Origin of the sequence: Erwinia artemisiae, from assembly GCF_051400835.1 — a bacterium.
Lineage (GTDB): Bacteria > Pseudomonadota > Gammaproteobacteria > Enterobacterales > Enterobacteriaceae > Erwinia > Erwinia aeris.
Window position 1 is genome coordinate 448,434 of record NZ_JBLFFM010000003.1, and the last position, 21,805, is coordinate 470,238.

The 21,805-nt window shown below is 50.9% G+C and carries 13 protein-coding genes, 1 tRNA gene and 1 pseudogene; 5 read left to right on the plus strand and 10 right to left on the minus strand.

All coding sequences use genetic code 11. The features are described 5' to 3' along the window. Positions 1-23: 23 nt before the first annotated feature. The 5 genes and pseudogenes from dptH to ACMGEE_RS09930 form a co-directional block, all read right to left on the minus strand. Entirely contained in the window at positions 24-5,105 is a 5,082-nt protein-coding gene (gene dptH / locus ACMGEE_RS09910) for a DNA phosphorothioation-dependent restriction protein DptH (RefSeq protein ID WP_436829980.1), read from the minus strand. Further along, positions 5,086-6,414, minus strand: coding sequence for a DNA phosphorothioation-dependent restriction protein DptG (gene dptG / locus ACMGEE_RS09915; protein WP_436830009.1), 1,329 nt, complete (start codon positions 6,412-6,414; stop codon positions 5,086-5,088). Before dptG ends, dptH begins: the two co-directional genes overlap by 20 nt. Before the next feature lie 4 nt (positions 6,415-6,418). Continuing rightward, positions 6,419-8,068, minus strand: coding sequence for a DNA phosphorothioation-dependent restriction protein DptF (dptF, locus tag ACMGEE_RS09920; RefSeq protein WP_436829981.1), 1,650 nt, complete (start codon positions 8,066-8,068; stop codon positions 6,419-6,421). 111 nt (positions 8,069-8,179) lie between these two features. Then, positions 8,180-8,257, minus strand: a pseudogene (locus tag ACMGEE_RS09925) (Arm DNA-binding domain-containing protein); the annotation flags it as partial. A gap of 186 nt (positions 8,258-8,443) precedes the next feature. After that, a tRNA-Leu gene (locus ACMGEE_RS09930) sits at positions 8,444-8,528 on the minus strand. 1,411 nt (positions 8,529-9,939) lie between these two features. Between ACMGEE_RS09930 and ACMGEE_RS09935 the strand changes: the two genes are divergently transcribed. Continuing rightward, complete coding sequence (locus ACMGEE_RS09935) at positions 9,940-10,446, plus strand: YjjA family protein (protein ID WP_436829982.1); 507 nt, start codon at positions 9,940-9,942, stop codon at positions 10,444-10,446. 869 nt (positions 10,447-11,315) lie between these two features. Here the strand turns inward: ACMGEE_RS09935 and ACMGEE_RS09940 are convergent. Further along, positions 11,316-11,936 (minus strand): LysE family translocator, encoded by a 621-nt coding sequence (locus ACMGEE_RS09940; RefSeq protein ID WP_370734974.1) that lies wholly within the window; start codon positions 11,934-11,936, stop codon positions 11,316-11,318. A gap of 160 nt (positions 11,937-12,096) precedes the next feature. On the opposite strand from ACMGEE_RS09940, the gene ACMGEE_RS09945 reads away from it, so the two are divergent. Together ACMGEE_RS09945 and ACMGEE_RS09950 are read left to right on the plus strand one after the other, a co-directional pair. Next, positions 12,097-13,629: a hypothetical protein gene (locus ACMGEE_RS09945; RefSeq protein ID WP_394149569.1), complete on the plus strand. Its 1,533-nt coding sequence runs from the start codon at positions 12,097-12,099 to the stop codon at positions 13,627-13,629. 62 nt (positions 13,630-13,691) lie between these two features. Then, positions 13,692-14,969 (plus strand): DUF445 domain-containing protein, encoded by a 1,278-nt coding sequence (locus tag ACMGEE_RS09950; protein ID WP_253458035.1) that lies wholly within the window; start codon positions 13,692-13,694, stop codon positions 14,967-14,969. 66 nt (positions 14,970-15,035) lie between these two features. Here ACMGEE_RS09950 and ACMGEE_RS09955 read toward each other — a convergent pair whose 3' ends face one another. The 4 genes from ACMGEE_RS09955 to lptF form a co-directional block, all read right to left on the minus strand. Continuing rightward, positions 15,036-16,085 carry a YsnF/AvaK domain-containing protein gene (locus tag ACMGEE_RS09955; RefSeq protein WP_436829983.1) on the minus strand — a complete coding sequence of 350 codons (1,050 nt, stop codon included), beginning with the start codon at positions 16,083-16,085 and terminating at the stop codon, positions 15,036-15,038. 22 nt (positions 16,086-16,107) lie between these two features. Next, positions 16,108-16,515, minus strand: coding sequence for a YsnF/AvaK domain-containing protein (locus tag ACMGEE_RS09960; RefSeq protein ID WP_436829984.1), 408 nt, complete (start codon positions 16,513-16,515; stop codon positions 16,108-16,110). Positions 16,516-17,365: 850 nt separating this feature from the next. Beyond that, on the minus strand, positions 17,366-18,442 hold the full coding sequence (gene lptG / locus ACMGEE_RS09965) for an LPS export ABC transporter permease LptG (protein WP_253458011.1): 1,077 nt from the start codon (positions 18,440-18,442) through the stop codon (positions 17,366-17,368). After that, the gene (gene lptF, locus ACMGEE_RS09970) at positions 18,442-19,542 is read right to left on the minus strand and encodes an LPS export ABC transporter permease LptF (RefSeq protein ID WP_436829985.1); all 1,101 of its coding nucleotides are present in this window, start codon (positions 19,540-19,542) and stop codon (positions 18,442-18,444) included. The genes lptG and lptF overlap by 1 nt, the downstream gene beginning before the upstream one ends. Before the next feature lie 290 nt (positions 19,543-19,832). On the opposite strand from lptF, the gene pepA reads away from it, so the two are divergent. Both pepA and ACMGEE_RS09980 read left to right on the plus strand, forming a co-directional pair. Continuing rightward, the gene (gene pepA, locus ACMGEE_RS09975; RefSeq protein WP_253458004.1) at positions 19,833-21,341 is read left to right on the plus strand and encodes a leucyl aminopeptidase; all 1,509 of its coding nucleotides are present in this window, start codon (positions 19,833-19,835) and stop codon (positions 21,339-21,341) included. A 3-nt stretch (positions 21,342-21,344) separates the two neighbouring features. Continuing rightward, on the plus strand, positions 21,345-21,803 hold the full coding sequence (locus ACMGEE_RS09980; RefSeq protein ID WP_253458001.1) for a DNA polymerase III subunit chi: 459 nt from the start codon (positions 21,345-21,347) through the stop codon (positions 21,801-21,803). The last annotated feature ends 2 nt before the right edge of the window (positions 21,804-21,805 follow it).

Below are 21,805 nucleotides of genomic sequence, written 5' to 3' on the forward strand. Positions count from 1 at the left end.
ACCTCCATAAATCATAAATAGAATCATATCAGCTCCCAAAATGCACGATCCCGCATTTTCTTAACCCGCTTATCTCCATCCACATACAGGCTAAAATGCTTTTCAAGCTGCCGAATTTGTCCCATCAATGACTCTTGCTCGCCTTTATCATCTACATTAAATACAGCTTTAATATCTGCATTACGAATCTCAGAAACACGATGGATCACCCAGGTTAAAATGTATGAAGCATAGTTGTTTTCACCAGTCTTAAAGTGAGTAATCTCTTGGGTTGAAAGGATAATCCCTACACCATATTCACGACCCTCTTTAAGAATCTTTCGCAGGCTTGAGAAATCCTGACGCATAAAGTTATCAGCTTCGTCTACCAGAATCATTTTGGTGAGTTGCCGATAATCTCCTCTAACAATCGGCTTACCACGCTTTTGCATTTGCGCGTAAAACAGGTCTAATGTGAGCGCAACCACTAGGTTTTGAACTTCTGGTGGATAACCCGCCAGTTCGATCACAGTTACTCCCTCGATCAATTCGTACAGGCTAGTCATCCGCTCAGGATCGGTCTCGAATATCTTGTAGCGCGCTAATTTGGATAACGCAGCATAAAGAGAATCTTCTTCAACTTTTTCCTGATTAATAAAGCGCTGCCACACATCTTCAATGGTTGGTGGAGTTCTTGACCACGTAGAAGGATCTTCAGGTGAAATACCCGCAGCTTCGTAGCATTCCAGAATCAAATTTTCTAATTTAAGTTGCTGTTTATGGCCCAGACCATAAGCTTTCGCCATTGTTTCCGAGAGTCCACCAGCAGTGTGGATCGGTAGCATTGGCGTATCGCCAAACAGGGAGAGTGGATTGTAGGGCAGTTTGAATAACTTATACTTTTTAGCGCCTGTTGCTTCCAGAAAAGCGTCATCTACATAGTCCGACTTATAGTCAAAAATTAGCAGGCCAATCGGTTTGCCATCAACATTACAGGACTGATTGCGCATCAGCTGAGTAACTAAAGACTTTGTAAACTGAGTTTTTCCAGTACCCATTGTGCCAATAATCCCGGTATTGGTGTTCATGAACTTAGCCGTATTCGTTGGCTCCCAATACAACGGGCTCTGGCGCACAGCATCGTGACCGAACAATATCTGTAATGGAGTATCAATGATATCTGGTGCAGTTTTTGTAATTTCAGAATTTAAGGGCTGTTGTTCCGAAACGGGTTGTTGTGTAGGTGTCGACTCAGTGTTTTCTACAATCACATCTGGTTGTAACGGACTTACATCACATTCTGGCTTAAGCCGATATTTTTCCGGAACCTGGAAACGTTCCGCTAGCGGTGATTGATCTCCCTGAGCAGTGATTAGAGAAGGCAGCAGTGAATAAGGGATTTCAATCTGTAAAATATTATCTACCGTCTCTTTATAGGAGATATCAAAGCAAGTTGCGCTGTCTACATGTGCTACCACGAAGCCGTTTGCATAATCCGCAAGCTGACCTAACTGATAGTCGCCTGTTAACCACCATTCGCGTCGATCAATCAAGGGGACAAGTTTGTCGCTGTCGAGCACGCCGTACAAACGCAACTTCTCCACCTGCATCAGCACCTGACGTATAAAAAGCGCTCGGTAGAGTTGTGATGCCAGCGTTTTAGGCTCCAGAATATCTTGCTGTAAGTAACGTTTTAACTCACGAGCCTGTTGGCCTGCGTAACTATAGTCTGGTCGAGCCCCGGTTTTCACTTCCAGCGGTAACAGATAGAGGCAGTTTTCTTTGAATCCGACAAAGAGCACATCATCAGAGATCGCGCCATTGCGATACCCCTGCAAATTCCTCGATAAATCGCTCTCTTTCATTTTGAGTCCGACATTGCCGGACACGCGAATCATTTCAGCTACCGATAATGGAACCCAGCAAATATCAGATTCACGCAGCATTGATTGTACAAACTTGTACGCGCCAATAATGCCGTGTTTCTCTTTACGCTCTCTTTCACTGGAGCGCAGCATTTTCAACAGCCATTCGCCATTGAACGCGTTAAATTCAGCCAGCAGATGATTACTGTCAACGGTGGATTGCCCGGGCTGGCTTCCGGTCTGGAGCAAGCGTAGAAACAAATCAACCTGCTTCGTGACGGTGACGGCATCATAGCCTGCACAACTGGTGTATTGGTCAGAATAATGAATAAGAACAACATCTTTCTGGCTGGTGAAAAAGTCGAGAGTGACTTTAGGATCAATGATCGTGGTCCAGAGCGCACTGTTAAATGAGTAATTAAGCAGCTTTTTAAAATTACCGCTTACGGCTAAGCCGATCCCCTGTCCATGATACTGGCTGTTGCTTTGACGTGCAGGTTGCCACAGGCAGCCGATTAATTGCGCAAGACGCAGCGCGATGTAGGGCTCGGTGTCCACGTCACGCAGGCCAAACGCGGTAAAGTATGCGTCCCCCTGTGTTTCAGCTCCTTCACCAGCGATGAGTCCATGGCAAAGCACCCCGCTGGACGCATCTTCGATACGTATCTGTCGGCAATCAACAGGTACTGTGTTGGTGAAAAACGCCAGATGCGCATAGGCCAGCTTGTCACTTTCTGAAGGCAGGACAAATTTGCTGAATGTTAAACGGCTGCGTAGCAGATCAATCAACATATCTGCCTCTGCCCGCCATACGCCGCTGTTCAGATCGAGATCATTTTTTAGCTGTTCATAGCTGCCACTTTCAGCAAAGTGATCGAACATATTGGGAAGAAGGCGTTCATCGTAGCAGTTCACATGCACCGAAATAGCGTGCTCTCTTTCCTGCTTAAAATAATCCACTAAACCCAAAAATAACTCTTTAGCGTTCCCTTGATTAATGGCATTAATAATCAACGCATTGTTTCCGGCACTCTGAAACAACCGAGCATAAGCATCTGTGAACTCATTAAGTTTGTCTTTTACCAGACGTTTAACATAGTCATGACTGACCTGCCGCTGAGGAATCACATCAATCCAGAAGCGGTTTTCCTCCACTGGCTGCAATTGTGCATATTCATGCTCACTCTGATAAACAAATGGCATTAAGCCTGAAACCATCAGGCGATCCAGGGTAATAGACGGTAGAGTGGCAAATGAAGCTGAAGCGTGCTTTTCCGACTCATCAATTATCGTTTCAGCAAGTTGTAAATGGTAGGCGAGCACTAGCGGATGCAGCGGCGAGAGGCGTTCATGGTTATCACTACGGCATATCCCAACATATAGAAGCCGTTTTTCCCGAGCCGTCAGTGCTCTGCTCAGGCTGATTTGCTGAAGGGCCTGTTCAAAGATGGCAATGATGTTGCTGACCACCGCGCGGTATTCTGCCGACCATGATACCAGGCTAGGCAGCGTACTACGCTGCTGATAGTAGGCAAATAACTGCTCATAGGCGTTATGTAGCTCGGGGTAGCTGGCATGAAGTTCTTCTATTTTAAAATCAGTACCGTCACTTCCGGTACCCAGAAGACGCCCCTCAATTAATGAAGCTTCCAGTTGTAATAATTGCTGACGAACACCAACGACTTTGTGCTCAATGTTATCAAGAATGATACGACTCTTCAGTCGATTCCAGGTTGCATTACCCGCTTCTTTAAACAACTTATTGAAACGACTCTGATCAAACAGCAGGGGCAGCGTTAGTCCTTCCTCGGCTCCTGGTCCCTCGATGTTAAACGACAAACGAGAATCGCCAGAAATGAGCGCAAACTGAACCAGGTCACTTTGATTTGCCAGTTTCTCAAAATTCACTTGAGCATAATGCTGGCAATCGATGTCTTCGCTCTCGTCATCTAGCATACAGGTCAGATCGCCAGATTCGGCAATACGCAGCGTATTATCTTCAAGTTGCAGTGTTATTTGCCCTTTACCAGGCTCTATACGATAGCTGTGCTGAATATCGTTTAGCCAGAATTTTCCCTGCTCAACTAATAACAGTCGAAACTTATATTCTTCAGCTGAGTTATTACGATTGGTCAGTTCAAGACTAAAAAAGCATGGACGCCCGTCAAAGGGCACCGATGCCATAATGCGTGATGTCTTTCCTCCCGCCCGGCTAGTGCGCCAGAAAGACGTATTTTTTAGCTGCCGATGATGGGATATCTTAATCTGGCTGTCCTGAAGATCGTTCCCCTGAAAGCTGAACTCTAACTCTGCTTTTGATTGTCCGGGCTGTACCTGCACCAGCAGGCTGATGTCACGTTTGCCCGCCTTGCTCGCGCTTTTAGCACGCTGCCAAAATTCACCGTTTTCAACGGAGATGTTTTCCAGCACCAGTTTTTGTTCACTATTCTGTTCTTTTTCTCTTCTATAGTCGGCAAAATCAAGCTCACGCCAGTCTTCTTTATCGACGAAGTGCTCCTGAATGAATTTAGTACTAAATTCAGCCAGCACATTCTCCAGCTGTCCACTGTAGCGTTCAACACTATCTTCAATCTGGCGATATAATTTCCGGTTTTCATTGAGTCTGCTGCGAAGCTGTTTGTGGCTATAATTTAGTAGCTCATCATCTTTGAACAATTGAAGCTCTGAAAAATCCAGGTTGCCATCATCAAGCAGACGATACAGTGACGAGAAACCAAATACAGTAGCCCCTTCTTCCAGCACCGTTTCCCGTTGATCCTCCAGAAGGCAGCGTGATAAGTCCGAACGGTTACTATCGGTGGTAATAAGCCTTTCCAGCTGATGACTGAAGGTTTGCGGATACCAGATAGCATCCGGTGCAGCCACGTCTTTCGTGCTGTTAATCAGGGTATCCAGCATACTGTTGTGAATAATTAACAGCGCCGTTTGGGCAAAAATTCCGCTACGCCCTGCCACTTCGTCACGCAGATGGGAAATATAGTTTTCTGTGAATGCCGGAGCCTCGTTACCATGCAGCACCGGAATCAGCTGAATACCATTGCATGAGAGGAAATCAACGTGCTGCTCTGGCGCAATCTCAAGTTGATTTCCGTCCGCCAAAGAAACGAATGCTTCCCAAAGCTTTAAGGCATTTTCGGGATCGGGAGATTTGAACTGGTAGCGTTCGCCCGGCTGGATGATGCCGCCAACCCACTCAATAAAGGTTTCAGCAAGAAAAGTTTCAAACTGTTTTACGGACATACACGGCGTCTCCACTGTCACTCATTCGCTCTACATTTCCCATACGTTCATAAAACGCCACCAGCGTTTGTACTGACTGATTATCCAGATAAAAACCACGCTGCTCAAAACCACGCAGCAGTTCATGCAGGCGGAGCTTGTCATTTTTCCCAACGGTAAGATTGGTCAATAACAGCAGGCGATCCTGATTCAGTACCAATACTTTTCCCGCCCGACCGCGCACCTGAATGAAGTCGGCACAAATCTGGCTTTCCAATTCGTTGATATATTTACGGTTGACTGAAGCGCGGTCAGATTTTTTATCCTGAAATTGCTCAACAGCAACAGTTAATAATTTTTTAAAGGCATCTTCAAGAGTATCTTCTTGCTCATATTCTAATCCTGAAAGCTCGCGCTTTTCGATAAACTCCTGCAAATAACCATTGAGATCACGTAAGAGTTGAGATGAATCATCAGAATAGTTTAAGCAATCCTGATACACCTGCCAGAGAGGGCGTTTTTTCTCCCCTTTTACCTGTAATACTTCCAACGCAGAAAGTATCGGGAAAAGCTTTTCACTTTGCCGGGCGAACCACTTATACCCAAAACGTTTTATTTGATCCCGTTCAGAGCTGGCTTTTTCTGTATCGAGAATAAAGAATAATGATTTACTTTGTGGCTCACCATCCTGCCAATTATCTAAATTGAGCGCCAGCTGAGCACACCAGCTAAAGGCGTACAAACGCAAAGTATTGGCCAGTTCCTGTAACAGATACTGCGGATGTTCCTCCAGAAACGCCAAATCAGATTGAAAACATGTCACCAAATATGGGAGATAGGGTTGCTCTTCGATAAACGGACTTTTTTCCAGAAAGTCTATTTTTTCATTAAGCGTATTCAACATTTGCAGCTCTATGAAATTGAGTTTGTCCTGTATAGGATATTTCAGGCTGAAATCCCCCATCAGATTGGCAAACAGTGTGCCCAGTCGTTTGTCCGCCATCGAACCGGCGATTATTTTTTCACCATCAAACTGGGCGTAAAACAGTAAAAAAAGAGGTGAAATGCGAAAAATATCCGCGCTAGAAAAGTACATCCGCTCCAGCATTGACCAGAATGCAGGCTCATCAAGCAGCTCTTGCAGGTGTATTTTGCAATCATCCCGAAACTGGCTAGGATCGTAAGCTTCAATCTTACGCTTCAATGCGTAACTAAGCACCAGCCCAGTAACACATTTCCAATCAATATTATTGTTGCTGTTTCGCACAGGAAGGTAACAAGGTTGAGGATTGCTTTTATTTACTTTTAATTCTGTTGCAATGGGATACATCACATTACCCCTCCATACCGCTGATAGTGATCATATCGTCATCTGCCTTTGCGCGATAAACCCGAGTCCTACCATCATAAAATTTTATTTCGTTACTCGATTTAGCCTGTTTTGTAATCAATTCTACGAGTTCATCCAATAGCACTATGGCATTTTTATCGTATTTATTCGGGCGATAGCCATTGTTCAGTTTGTGCAAGAGTTCAAAGAGATTAAGGCCAATATGAACAGGAGTAAGTGCGTTCTGCCCCACCTTTAAATAAACGTCAAAACCTGTTGGATGGGCCGTATTCTTATTACGAATCGCGTCCCAGTCAGGCTTAATTTCTACTGGCGCAGTTAATTTTACTCCACCGAACTCACCCAGGAAAAACTCTTCTTTCTGCATGCTTAATTCCGGTGCTCTACGGTTAGCATAGCGCTGTATACCCGCAATAAGCTCAAAATTATAGAAACGATTCAATAATTTTTTTTGTTCCGGGTCTCCAGTATAATTTCTATGAAGACGCCAAATTTCTGAGTAACGCTCAAACAACGATTCATTAAAGAATGCAGAAAAATTCTTATGGTAATTATTCCCCAGAGATTCGTCTTGAAGAAGCCAAAACAGCCGGACTAATGAGGTCGCATCACCAGACCTAACACATTGGCGTTCAAACTTAATATGCAATGTCTCAAGAGAAATTAAAAAATCATCGAGATCGTTGTCAATCAGTCCAAGCTCATAGCGCAAAATAAACTGATCAAGTTCATAGGTATGCAATCTGGCGGGATCGAAATCTGAGACCTTTTTGATCAAATCATTTTCTGAACCAATAAATAGGTTATCAAATAAGTATCCCGGCCCCATAAGAAGATGATGCAGGAAATCCAGCAATGTTCTGGTGGTTACAAATTGATCTTTTATTAATCGAGCTTTAAAAAGTTGCGTAATCAAAACATTCTGCACACCCGGCAAACAAAGCAATTTAAAGTTCGCGACCTCTTTCAGATCGGGATTGATTGCCTCATCTCTCCGAAAAACAAACTGGAATAAGTTATTATTATTATCGCCAGTTAAATTATCTAATAATTTTTTGATAAATGATGAGTATTGTTTATTTTCGTCAAAATGAAATTTAGGATAATGTTCAAAATCAAAAAAAATGCAATTCTCATTCTGATAAGGACGCCTTGCACTCTGCTGAGCGGATAAAAAAGAGTCAATTGCAGATCGAATCGCTTGGTGGCATTCAGCACCTTCTCTGGCAAAATTTGCAATCATGCCGGTGTTGATACCAATGAGAAGAGGGGATGATTGCTGATGATGATTAGTAAATAGATTATTCAGGGCATCAATAGCTGATTGCCGAGGAGCAAAACTGTGTGTGGCATCCATGTGGAAATTAAATTGCCGCTGATAACGGGGATTTGACTGGCAACGGGCTAAAATTTCTGACTTTCCATCTCCGCTGCTCCCACACAGAAAAATGATTTCACCGGGTTTAGCAACATCGAGATAACGTTGCAATTCAGTCTCAATGTCTTGTTTTACAAAGAGTTGTTCTTTTAACTGATCGAGTTCATCTTTCTGACGATGTGTTACAGTGGTGACTGAAAACGAAGATGACTTCGCAAGTACACCCAACGCTTTACGTAATGTGATTGCGCTCATAACTTCATGTTCTCTAAAGTAGGAATACCCTTATTCTATACAAGCTAACAATTGAGCACCATATGCCTTTTTCTACAGGAACGCTCATCAGTTTACCGAATCACCAGAGAGCAGGTCAGAGCCATCGGTCAGCTTGTATTGCTTATCCGTTGGCTTGGCTGTTCTGATTTTAATATCTGTTAGGGCAATGCTTATCCCCTCCCTGTTGGTACAAGCATTATCGAACCGGAAATACCATCATCTGTACCAACATGTGTTGGTAGATGTACGTTGATGCCGGTTGACACTGGGAGAGTTAATATAGCGAAAAAGGTGGGTAACTTCTGGATTTTAATCATAAAAAAAGACCTCAGTTGAGGTCCATTTACATACTGTTGGTGCCGAAGGCCGGAATCGAACCGGCACGCCTTGCGGCGGTTGATTTTGAATCAACTGCGTCTACCGATTTCGCCACTTCGGCACTGAAGGGTATGCGGAAAACGTTGTGGATTATACCTTTACCCCCTGTTTCCGCAACCCCTATCAGCAGGCAAACGCGCAACTGCTTAAAAAAAAGACGCACTACCCTTTCCTTGCCGTTCAAGCCACGTTCAAGCTTTATCACGTATTTTGCCACAACTGCTCATTTACTCACCACGGCACAATAAATACACTCTCCTTGTGGTTTTAACCGCACGTTCATACAAGGAAATGGGACCACCCGCCCCGCCCTATACGGCGTAACCTCAAGATCAAACATGGATAAGAGCAGGGATAGACTATGCGAAGCGCACGGGATTTTAAGAAGCGGTATGTTATAGCGGTATTACTACTGGCGATCGTCGCATACGGCATTCTGAAGGTAGCGAATTTTTCGCCTTTCGAAGAGTCGGTTATACAGCGACAACAGATCAACTCCTCTACTACACTGTACGTAACGGAAGGCAGCGCAGGCGCTACTACAAAGAACGTTTATCAATATTATCTCGTTCCTTCTGAGGTAGCGGAAAGCGATTTCTTAGAGGGAGCGGCGATAAATATAAGTCATTTTTGTCTACCTCTGACGAAAACGTCAAAATGCAGATAAACAGCAGCGCCATCCATCTCTCCGTTAAGGGAGACGTCTATCATTTCACTAACGCGGCCAGCTACTCGACTACTATTTATCTGACATCCTCACCTTTCTGAAAGCGGCTTATCGGTATTGACGTCTATCCTGGCTTTTATCATCGTCACAAGGAAACTTTATGACCGCCGCTTCCAAATCTTCCGACCTCACGACTCCTCCTTTCTTAGCCTACCCACAGCTGTCACCGCAGCAGAAGCTACTCCCGTAACCAGCCCTTCCCTTTATCCGCAGCCTTTTGCGGCACTTGCCGACCAACACATCAAGCATCGCCCTGGCGATTGGCCTTAGCAACTTTGGCGTTAACCTTACGCGCATTTTGCCTGGCGGCTGTCGGCGCTGCGGCATTCGCATACAAAGCAGGATGAGTTTATCTATATCCTTTCCGGGCACCCGGTGCCGATCGCTGGCGAAACGAAACTGGCACCCGGCATGTGTGCTGTTTTAAAGCGAGAACGGGCAATGCTCATCAGATGATGAATCCAGGCAGCGAGGAAGTACATTATCTGGAGGTTCCGCTGGCGACAGCGTCAGCTATCCTGATGACGACCTACAGTTAGTCATGACAGAAGATGGCAAACCGCAGTTTCAACATAAAGACGGAGCGCCTTACTGAATAAGCAGCTCCAGGACTACTCTTAAAGCCGGGTTTGCCGAGCCGGGCTGTCGCCCGATACGGAACTCCAGGCTAATCCCGCAGTCCCACTGTGGAGATCGGCGCGCGCCGGGAACAGGTCGTGCCGGACAATTTAAAGAAGGTATAAAAATGAAAGCAACAACCAAGATAGCGTTGGCATTAACGGTTTCATCTTCCCTGTTCGCTGGCGTGGCTTCGGCCGCAAGCTGGCAGGATCAGCTCAGCAATGCTGCCAACACGCTGAGCCAGAACAATGCTAACTCTGCATCAACTACCACGCAGAATAACGGTATGTCGCTGGGTGCAGTGGCCGGCCTGCTGAACGGCGGCAATCAGCAGCTCAGCGCTAACAGCATGACCAATGCCGCAGGCGTGTTGCAGTACTGCGTGCAGAACAACGTGGTAAATAACAATGTGAGTTCCGTAAAGGATCAGCTGCTGAGCAAGCTGGGCCTGACCGACACGGCGAAAGCACAGGAAACCACCGACTATAAACAAGGTCTGATGGGCCTGCTGAATACCGGCAGCGATCAGCAGGTAAACCTGAAAAGCCTGGGTAACACCGAATTAGGCAAGAAGGTGAAAACCAAAGCCTGCGATCTGGTGTTGAAACAAAGCAAGCAGTTTATCTCCTAGGCCATTATCACCAAGCCTCTGCGCCAAGGACGGTGCAGATGCCTCCACGCTCTGCACAGACAGATCAACCGATTAGCGAAAGCGTCCTGTTGTGCTCAAAGCAGAAGCTGCTCCTTACTTCAGCCCAAAAGCTACAGCGACTCATTCACCACGCCAAAATCACAGCCGTCCCCTGGTTACGCTCGTAAACCAGACCGAAGCTACAGCAGAACACTAGCTACCCTTGCAGACAATGCCGAACGTTCCCGCTTGCAGACAATGCCAAAAGCCAAAGCGGCCTCACTTATAAACCACATCAAACCCACAACCGTTCACCAGCCAGACTTTCAGGCCGCGTCAAAGTCACAATAGCCCAAAGACCAGGCTTATAAACCACGTCAAAGCCACAACAGCCCACTGACCAAACTTATAAACCACGCCAAAGCCACAGCCGTCCCCCGATCAATCCTACAGGCCACGCCAAACCTTGAAGTGGCGGGAACACGAGCGGGTTAGTAAAGCGTCCTGCGCCATGGACGGCGCAGGCCGAGCTGTCAGGGACGACGCTTTTTGCTTCTTTACGATCCGATCGGGTTCCCGGCACATTCCCCGATTTCACAGAAAACAGGCTCTTTTCTTACAGAGCGCTCCATACACCGCAGAAAACAGGCCCTTTTCTTACAGAGCGCTCCAGGCACCACAGAAAACAGGCCCTTTTCTTACAGAGCGCTCTGTGCACCACAGAAATCCGTCCCTTTCCCTGACGCACTCTCCGCGCCACAAAAATTCGCCCCGTCTCCGTTTCTAAACACGCTCCTCACACAAAAACGCGGCCCACAGCAAACCGCTTCTTCCATACACGCCTCCGGCCTTCGAAGTCCCCGCCTTGCCTATTTCACTATCAGCTTAATGCCCAGCGCGGCCATCACGCTGCCGCCGATACGGTCGAACGTCGCCTTATAGCGCAAATAGGTATTACGCGGCCCGCTGGAGGACAGCGCCCAGGCCACAAAGGCATACCACAGGCCATCCACCAGCATCGACACCACCGGCAGCGCCACGTACATCGCTGGCGTAATGTGGCTCGGCAGCAGCGCGGCAAAAATCCCGGCAAATACCACCGCCGTTTTAGGGTTACTGATTTGCGTAATAAAAGCAGTTAAAAAGGCACGGCGAAAGCTTTTCCCCATGTTGCCGCTGTTTTCCATATGCAGCGGCTCACGCGCGTGGCGGAACATCTTAAACGCCATCCACAGTAGATAAAGCCCTCCGCCGGTCTTCAGCACCAGCCACAGCCACGGCACCGCCGCCAGCAGCGTATGCAGGCCCATTAGCGCAATTAATGAAATCACTATCGAGCCGATGCCCATTCCCAGCGCCGCGCCCATGCCTGCACGTCGCGAAGACGCCACCGCCGTACGCGCCACCATAATAAAACTCGGGCCAGGGCTCATGGCACCCAGCGCCAGCGCGCCGCCAATCGTGGCTACTGCAATAATGTTCGCATCCATCTTTTTTCCTCGCCGCAAAAATAAACAAATTACAGAAGTTTGCTGCGGTTGCCACCTTCGCTATGTACTTTTCTCCACAGCGCGACGGTTTGCATCTCCGGGCACCAGCCTGCATTATCGTTAACCGCCAACAGTTAACTTTTTCTGTAGTGAGAAAACGATGCATGATCTAACGAAGCTGCTGATAGAGCGGGATACGCAGCAGCACAAGGCCGAGCTGGAAAAGCTGCGCGAAGAAAACCTTCGCCTGCTGCAACAGGTCAGCGACAAAATTGATAACGCTGAAGCAAAAATCACCGAAAGCGCCATCAACAAAACCCTGTCGGTGCTGGATAACACCCGCAAATGGATTTTGGGCATGTTCGCCGTTTTCGCTACCGTGCTGACGCTGGCGGGCTTTGTCGGTATCTCCGGCGTAAGCAGCAAAATGACGGCTATTGTTACCGATAAGGTGAACGGCTGGCTGCGCTTTGACGATGAAAACAGCGGCGGTTATCGGGTTATGGATGAGCTGCGCACCAGCGCCCTGCTCGACTCGCTGACGCTGCGCTTTGCCAGAGACAATGCCCGTGGCGGCGGCAGCCAGCCCCATCTTAACGCCGCTGAAACACAGCGCCTGATGGCCATCATCCTCAATCCCGCCTCCGACGACTATCAGTTCAGAGACGCGCTGCATCTGATTATCGCCAGCCGGGGCATATTTGGTCGGGTAATGGCGGATGACACGGGCAAAAAGATTGCCGATATCCTCGGTAACAATGCATTCAACAATGATAAAAAAGTGGCCGTGCTGGAGGCGATGAAAGCGGAACGCTCGCTTTATCCGTTGACGCTGCAAATGCTGGACGATCGCAGTGGCCGCTATGACGAAAGTATTCTGACCGATGCTTTCACCAACGTGCGGCAGTTTGACGAGCAACGCGCGCGCCAGTTTGCCGAAGCGAACCTGAACACCTTTAAGTCACCCCGTAACCGTGTTGAGCTGGCCAGCTACCTGATCGATATCGGCGCCGACGGCCCTGAGATCGATAAGCTGATCGCCGAGCTGCGTCGGCAGCAGCAGGCACAGCAGCAGCAGGAAAGCTATGTCTGGTCTGGTTATTATCCTTCGCTGATTTTCGCCCGCATCGAACACGGGCTGAAAGCTGCCGCGCCGGATGTTCCCGCGCTGGCGCGATTTATCTCCACGCAAATGGATAAGGGTTTGCAGCTGGCCCTTTCCGATTTTAGCAACGGCAAACCCTATCTCCACTTCTCTCTGGATAAAACCAGCAGCGCCGTTAAGCAGCCGGAAAGTCTGTTCGGCAACGCTGCGCTGGTGGACGCCATCGTCAAAGCGCAGCCGCTGACCGCCGGCCGCCTGCAAAAAGTCAGTGATTTTTTCCAGACAACCGATCGCGGCCTGTGGGTAACCACGCTGATGATGACGCCAGCGGCCACCACCCAACTGATCCTCGCCGACGGCCAGAAAGCACAGGGTGATGAGATTCTGGCTCGCGTCTGGCTGCGCGTGGAGGAAAAAGCGGGCCAGCCGGCGCTGATTGCCAGCTGGCGGGAGAAAACCGGCAGCGTACACGAAGGCATCGTCACCGATATCGTCAACGGCGAACAGGCGCATTTCCTCGTCGATTTTAACAGCTGGCAGTTAAGCAACTACACCTGGAAAACCGATCCCATTGAAGAGCTATACTGAGGCCCGACCAGAACCGCCTCGTTTAATTTTTGCTAAATCCGCCCGGGAGCAGGCAAGCTTTTATGAATAAAGAAACCGAACTGGCGCAAGCCAAACGTCTGCCGCTGCTGCTGTTATGCTTCGCGGCGCTGCTGTTTATCGCCACCGTGCTTTATCCCCTCTGGCGACCGACGAACCTGTGGATCGGCGCTTTAAAAGCCGTGTCGGAAGCGGCGATGGTCGGCGCGTTGGCGGACTGGTTCGCGGTCAGTGCGCTGTTCAGGCGCGTGCCGATCCCGCTGGTTGGCCGCCATACCGCGATTGTGCCGCGCAACAAGGATCGCATTGCCGATAACCTGGCGCTGTTCGTGCAGGATAAGTTCCTGAATACCGATTCGCTGTTGACGTTAATCCGCCGTCACGATCCGGCGCAGATCATCGCCCGCTGGCTGAGCGAACCGGCTAACGCCGCCCGCATCAGCGGCTATCTGCTGAAAGTCGTGCGCGGCTTTCTCGATCTGGCTGACGACTCGCGTATCCAGGCGTTTATGCGGCGCGCTATCCACAAGGCTATTGATAAGGTCGATCTGACGCAGTCGGCGGCGCTGGTGCTGGAGAGCCTGACCAAAAACAATCGTCATCAGGCGCTGCTGGACGACGCCATCAGCCAGCTGCTGCATCTGATCAACAAGCCAGGCACGCACGAGTTTATTGCGCAGCAGGTGATGCGCTGGCTGAAGCGCGAGCATCCTATTAAAGAGAAGATGCTGCCGACGGAATGGGTAGGTGAAAAAAGTGCCGAGCTGGCGGCCAACGCGGTGAAATCGATCCTTAACGATATAGAGCAGGACGGCGCGCACGAGCTACGTCAGGGCTTCAATCGTGCGGTACAGCGTCTGATCGAGCGGCTGCGCAGCGATCCGGAGATGCAGCTGAAAGCGGAAGAGATCAAAACTTACCTGAAGCAGGACGAGACGCTGAACAGCTATATCGCGCAGCTGTGGGGCGATTTACGCAGCTGGCTGAAGCAGGATCTGGATAAAGAAGACTCGGTGCTGCACGGCAAAGTCAGCGCTTCCGCACAGTGGCTGGGTGAAACCTTAACCCAGGATGCGCAGCTGCGGGCGTCGCTGAATCAGCATATGGAAGAGGCGGCGATAAGCGTTGCACCAGAGTTCTCGGACTTTTTAAGCCGTCATATCAGCGATACGGTGAAAAGCTGGGATGCGAAAGATATGTCGCACCAGGTAGAGTTAAATATCGGCAAGGATTTGCAGCGCATCCGTATCAACGGCACGGTGGTGGGCGGCGTAATTGGCCTGCTGCTGTGGCTGCTGTCGCAGCTCCCGGCGCTGCTATAACGACAAAGCCCGCGTCTTTCGACGCGGGCTTACATGCCTTTCACTAAAACGTTGTCAGTTTAGCGATTAGTACTTCTTGTCGGCATCGGTCAGTTTATTCGGTGCCAGCTTGTCGTCGGTCAGCTCGTTTTCCCGCAGGTTGGTCTCGGTGCGGGTTACGTCGTTTTTAAGGGCGTTGGTGTTGTGCGTACGATTTTCATTAGTATGCTCAACCTCCACTTCCTGACGACGCACGCTGTCTTTCACGGTTTCGACGCGAGCGGTCTCTTCGCCGCGCAGGCCCACTTCTTCTTTAATACGCGCGGTTTTCGCAACGGTTGGGATCTCATGAGATTCCTCAACTTCGATGGTTTTTTCTGACCAGTCCACGTCGTTCAGATAGGCTGGCTCATCCACCGCGTGACGGAAGACTTCTGCGTGCTGGTCGTACAGCGAAACATCTTCCGAGACTTCATCTTCTACGGTGAAACGACGCAGGCGTACGGAACCATCATTAATCTGGCGTTTGCCGATATCCACCTGCTCTTCCGCCAGCTTCAGCGAATCGCGGTCGGTTTCAGAAACGGCAAGGTCGGTACGGTCACGATTAAGCAGTGAATCCTGTTCGTTACGCAGCGAATCGCGTTCGTTAAGCAGCGTATCGTCTGCCAGCGTGCCGGTGGTGCCGGTGGTGCCGGTATTGGACAGCGGCGCGGTAGTGGTATTCAGCGCACCCGTCTGGTCACCGGTAAGCAGGCCGCGATCGTTGGTTTCACCCGCATAGTTACGGTTAACCGGGTCGCGATCCGTATGGCTCAGTGAAGAGTAGTCGGCGGCAAAGGCGCTCAACTCCTGTTCAATGTGGTCAGCTTCATCTTTCGGAGCGCGAACCGTCAGCAGCACACCGCCTGAACGGATAGCCTTGCTGTATTCGCTTGCGTAATCATCATCAACGTCATCGCCAAACAGGCGCTGCCAGAAGCTTGGATGACGGATTTCTTTATCTTCTACGCGTAATCTTTCCCCGGAGATGATATCGATGTTTTTCTCTGCAATACCTTCGACGATCAATTTCTGTTTTGCCGCTTCCGCCTGTGAAACTTCATTAAATGCGGTGACGATTTTTTCATGTGACATAAATAGATCCTCGTTAATAGGTTTAAAGTTTCTGCTTCGTAATTTTTACTTCCTGGTTACGCAGAGTGACTTTCTGCTGAAACTCTTCTTTACTGGTATGCTTATGAATATGAATTTCTTCCTTAAGCACCCGCTTAGTGATTATTTCTACCTGCTCTTCAATCACGGGAATAATAAAAACATCCCCTTCCTGACGGATCTCAGCAGGATAATCATCGGCAACCTGATAATTCATAGGAACGTGCTCGATTTCAACATGCTCATGCGTTAGCTCGGTTTCCAGTAATTTCTCTACCTGTTGCGTAGAGCGCGTCAGACTAATCCGACTGTGAACCTTGCGCTGCTTAGAGATGGTAGCCTGCTCTTCAGCAAGCGGCATCGAGACAGTCTCTTTGACTTTTCCAGTAAGCGGCGCGTTTTTATTTCCCATAAAATTAACTCCTGAGATTTAAAGCCCCACAGACTAAAAAATCTTCTTATCCGGCGCCACGTTTTGTTGCACACGCCATTAATAGTAGTAGACTGTTTCGAGACTGCCTCCCCAATTAAGCGGCAAAATGTAACAGATTTTGTAAGCGATTTAATTATATATACATTAACTATTTTTAAATATTGATTGAACTTTTTCTGCTTTATACTGCCTTGCGCACAGGCTACTTATATAAGTGGCCACCTCTTCTTTCTAACAGCATAAAAATACTGGTAAATAATGCGTACGCCTCTCTTTTGCGGCGCTGTTACTGGCGGCGGCTGCACGCCGCTGGCTGGGCAACGCTTCTGAACCACGGGCCGCGCAGAGATGACAAAACTGACGAAAGGCGCAGCACGCTGCCAGCGGAAAGCGCAAAACGGCAGGCAGAAAGCAGCCGGGAAAGCGTTAAGGCCAGCGAAAGCGAGCAACGACGGCGCCCGTTGAAAGGAAAGAACAGCCACAAAGCCACAACGGCTGACGCACTGAAAAAGCGGCTGAACGGCCACGACGGCTGATGTGAAAAAAATCGCCAGGAAAGATGCGACAGCTGACAGAAAGGATAAAGCGGCCGAAGATCCACGACGGCTGGTGTGAAGAAAAACCGCCAGGAAAGCTACGACGGCTGCCAGAAAGGATAAGGCGGCGGAAGAGCCAGGATGTCTGTCGTGCAGATAAAAGAGGCTAAAAGGCTACGACGGCTGGTGCAAAGAAAAGTCCACTGGATAGCTACGACGGCTGGCAGGCAGAAAAGCGGATAAAAAGCGGGGCTGAACCGTGGCCGCAGGCGGAGCACCTGCGGCCGGGAGCGTTAACGGCGCTTCAGCAGCATATAGACGCTGATAGCCATAAAGGCGGCGCTTGGCAGCAGCGCGCCAAGCACTGGCGGAATGTTATATACCAGGCTGAGCGGCCCGAAGATCTGATCCAGCACGTAAAACAGGAAGCCGAAGCTGATGCCCGTGACCACGCGCATCCCCATCGAGACGCTGCGCAGCGGCCCAAAAATAAACGACAGCGCCATCAGCATCATCACCGCCACCGACAGCGGCTGGAAGATCTTGCTCCACATATTCAGCTGATAGCGGCCCGCAACCTGTCCGCTCTGCTTAAGGTATTTGGTGTAGTTATACAGCCCGCTAATCGACAACGCGTCCGGATCCAGCGCCACCACGCCCAGCTTGTCCGGCGTCAGCGAGGTTTTCCATTCGCCGGTCAGGGTCTGGCTGCCCGTAACCTGCTGCGGATTGGTCAGATTAGACTCGTCCACTTCCGACAGATCCCACTGCTTTTTGTCCGTGTTGTATTTGGCAGAAGCCGCATAGCGCACCGTCTGTAAACGGCGCTCCTTGTTAAAGTTGTAGATACTGACGCCGCCCAGCTCGCTGTTGTCCTTCAGGCGTTCGATAAAGATAAAGTTATCGCCATCCTTCGCCCACAGCCCGTTCTGCGTGGAGAGCAGCGAACCGCCCAGCAGCTGCTGCGCACGATAGTTACGCGCCATCTGCTCGCCCTGCGGCGCCACGAACTCGCCGATAGCCATGGTCAGCAGCACCAGCGGGATCGCCGTTTTCATCACCGAAGCGGCAATCTGCATCCGGGTGAAGCCGGAAGCCTGCATCACCACCAGCTCGCTGCGCTGCGCCAGCGCGCCCAGGCCCAGCAGCGCGCCCAGCAGCGCGGCCATAGGGAAGAAGATCTCAATATCTTTTGGCACGCTGAGGATGGTGTAAAGCCCGGCGCCGACCACGGTGTAGTCGCCCTGTCCGGTTTTGCGCAGCTGATCGACAAACTTAATGATGCCGGAGAGCGACACCAGCATAAACAGCGTCGCCATAATGGTGTTGAAAATCGTTTTACCGATATATCTGTCGAGAACGCCAAACATCAGACCGATCCTCCCCGGGTGAAGCGGGCGCGCAGACGGCGCATCGGCACCGTATCCCACAGGTTAAGAAGGATCGCCAGCGCCAGATAGGAGAGGTTCACCACCCACATCCAGATAGCCGGATCGAGACGTCCTTTCGAGCCGCTGGAGCGCAGCGAGCTTTGCAGCAGGAAGAACACCAGATACAGCAGCATCGCGGGGAGCATAGAAAGCACGCGGCCCTGGCGCGGGTTCACCACGCTGAGCGGCACCACCATCAGCGCCATCACCAACACCGAGAACACCAGCGTAAAGCGCCAGTGCAGCTCGCTGCGGAACTCCGGCCTGTCGGAATGGTGCAGCGCGCTGAAGTTCATCTGCTCGGCGTCGTTGGGATCCAGCAGCACTTCCTGATGCCCGACGATGGCCTGATAATTCTGGAAATCGGTAATGCGGAAATCACGCAGCAGCGCCGTGCCTTCAAAGCGCGTGCCTTTATCCAGCGTCACTATCTGCGAGCCGTCGGCGCGCTGCGTCATATGGCCTTTATCCGCCATCACCACAGAAGGACGCGCGTTGCCTTTAGGCCGCAGCTGCGCCAGGAAGACGTTACCGAAATTGTTGCCCTTCACGTTTTCGATAAACAGCACCGACTGACCGTCGCCCGACTGCTGGAACTGCCCGGCAGCCAGCGCCGCCGCGCCAGGGTTAGCCTTAGCGTTCTTCGTCACCTCATTCTGATAGCGCGCCGACCACGGGCCAAGCCAGGCGACGTTCGCCGCGGCGACCACTGCGGTAAACAGCATCAGCACCATCGCCGCCTTCACCAATACGGCCTTGCTCAGGCCGCAGGCGTGCATCACGGTGATTTCACTCTCGGTGTACAGACGGCCAAGCGTCATCAAAATGGCTAAAAAGAGGCTTAACGGCAAAATGAGCTGCGCCATCTCTGAAACGCCAAGGCCTAACAGTGTCAGAACTAAATTTGTGGGAATTTCGCCATCCGCCGCGGCTCCCAGTATCCTGACTAACTTCTGACAAAAGAAGATCAGTAGCAGAATAAAGAGGATAGCCAGCTGGCTTTTGAGCGTCTCTCTTACCAGATATCTAATGATAATCACGCTGAATACGCCTGTGAAAACTTGTCTTTTTGCAGGAAAATCGATAGTTTCATCGCTTATACGCCATTTTTTCTCATCAATGGCCTCGGTCGTAGCTAAACTAGTATGACAATAATCGCGTTCCGGTGATGCAAAAAAAAACGTTTACCCGATTATTCCTAAGGGGCATCACCCGAACAAAATCTGACGCCCGTAACGCTACACGGCGCGTTGCCCCGGCATTATGCGGTTAACAAGCGCTATATTCTAGCCGCAGCAAGCGCCGTTGTCTTTAAGATTCAGGAGAGTGCATGGAGTTCAGTGTAAAAAGCGGTAGCCCGGAAAAGCAGCGCAGTGCCTGCATTGTGGTAGGCGTGTTTGAGCCGCGCAGGCTGTCACCCATTGCTGAACAGCTGGATAAAATCAGCGACGGCTATATCAGCGCCCTGCTGCGTCGCGGCGAGCTGGAAGGAAAAGTCGGCCAGACGCTGCTGCTGCATCATGTGCCGAATATTCTCTCCGAGCGCATTTTACTGATCGGCTGCGGCAAAGAGCGCGAGCTGGACGAACGTCAGTACAAGCAGGTGATCCAGAAGACAATTAACACCCTGAACGATACCGGCTCGATGGAAGCGGTCTGCTTCCTGACTGAACTGCACGTGAAAGGCCGCAACACTTACTGGAAAGTCCGCCAGGCGGTGGAAACCTCGAAAGAGACGCTTTACAGCTTCGATCAGCTGAAAAGCAACAAAGTCGAACCGCGTCGCCCGCTGCGTAAAATGGTGTTTAATGTGCCGACCCGTCGCGAGCTGACCAGCGGCGAGCGCGCCATCCAGCACGGCCTGGCCGTGGCCGCCGGCGTCAAAGCCGCCAAGGATCTCGGCAATATGCCGCCGAACATCTGCAACGCCGCCTATCTTGCCTCTCAGGCGCGCCAGCTGGCGGACGGCTGGAGCAACGTCACCACGCGCGTGATTGGCGAACAGCAAATGAAAGAGCTGGGCATGAATGCCTATCTCGCCGTCGGCGCCGGATCGCAGAACGAATCGCTGATGTCGGTGATCGAATACAAAGGTAACCCGGACGCGGACAGTCGTCCTATCGTGCTGGTCGGCAAAGGCGTGACCTTTGACTCCGGCGGTATCTCGATTAAGCCTGGCGAAGCCATGGACGAGATGAAATATGATATGTGCGGCGCGGCCTCCGTTTACGGCGTGATGCGCATGGTGGCCGAGCTGAAACTACCGCTGAACGTGGTTGGCGTGCTGGCGGGCTGTGAAAACATGCCTGGCGGCCGCGCCTATCGTCCCGGCGACGTGCTGACCACTATGTCCGGCCAGACCGTTGAAGTGCTGAATACCGATGCGGAAGGCCGTCTGGTGCTGTGCGACGCGCTGACCTACGTCGAACGTTTCGATCCGGACGTGGTTATCGACGTGGCGACGCTGACCGGCGCCTGCGTGATTGCGCTGGGCCATCACGTCAGCGGCCTGCTGTCGAACCATAACCCGCTGGCGCACGAGCTGATCGGCGCTTCTGAACAGGCGGGCGACCGCGCCTGGCGTCTGCCGATGGCCGACGAATATCAGGAGCAGCTGGATTCTAACTTTGCGGATATGGCAAACATCGGCGGCCGTCCCGGCGGCGCAATCACCGCAGCCTGCTTCCTGGCTCGCTTTACGCGCAAATATAACTGGGCACATCTGGATATCGCCGGTACGGCGTGGCGCTCCGGCAAGGCCAAAGGCGCTACCGGTCGTCCGGTCGCCCTGCTGTCGCAGTTCCTGCTGAACCGCGCCGGTCTGAACGGCGACGACTAAATCATGAAAAACGCCACCTTCTATTTGCTGGAAAGCGACACGCCGGTTGACGGGCTCAGCGCGCTGGAAGCGCTGGTCTGCGAGCTGGCGGAAACGCGCTGGCGCGAGGGAAAGCGCGTGCTGGTCGCCTGCGAAGATGAAGCGCAGGCGATCCGCCTGGATGAAGCGCTGTGGCGCCGTCCGGCCAGCGCCTTTGTGCCGCACAATCTGGCGGGCGAAGGGCCGAAATACGGCGCGCCGGTCGAGCTGGCCTGGCCGCAGCGCCGCGGCAACGCGCCAAGAGATCTGCTGATCAGCCTGCTGCCGCAGTTCGCAGATTTTGCCACCGCTTTCCAGGAAGTGATAGACTTCGTGCCTTACGAAGAAGAATTGAAACAGCTGGCGCGCGATCGCTATAAAGCCTATCGCAGCGTCGGATTCCACTTGAATACGGCCACGCCGCCCGTGCCCCCAACGACATAGCA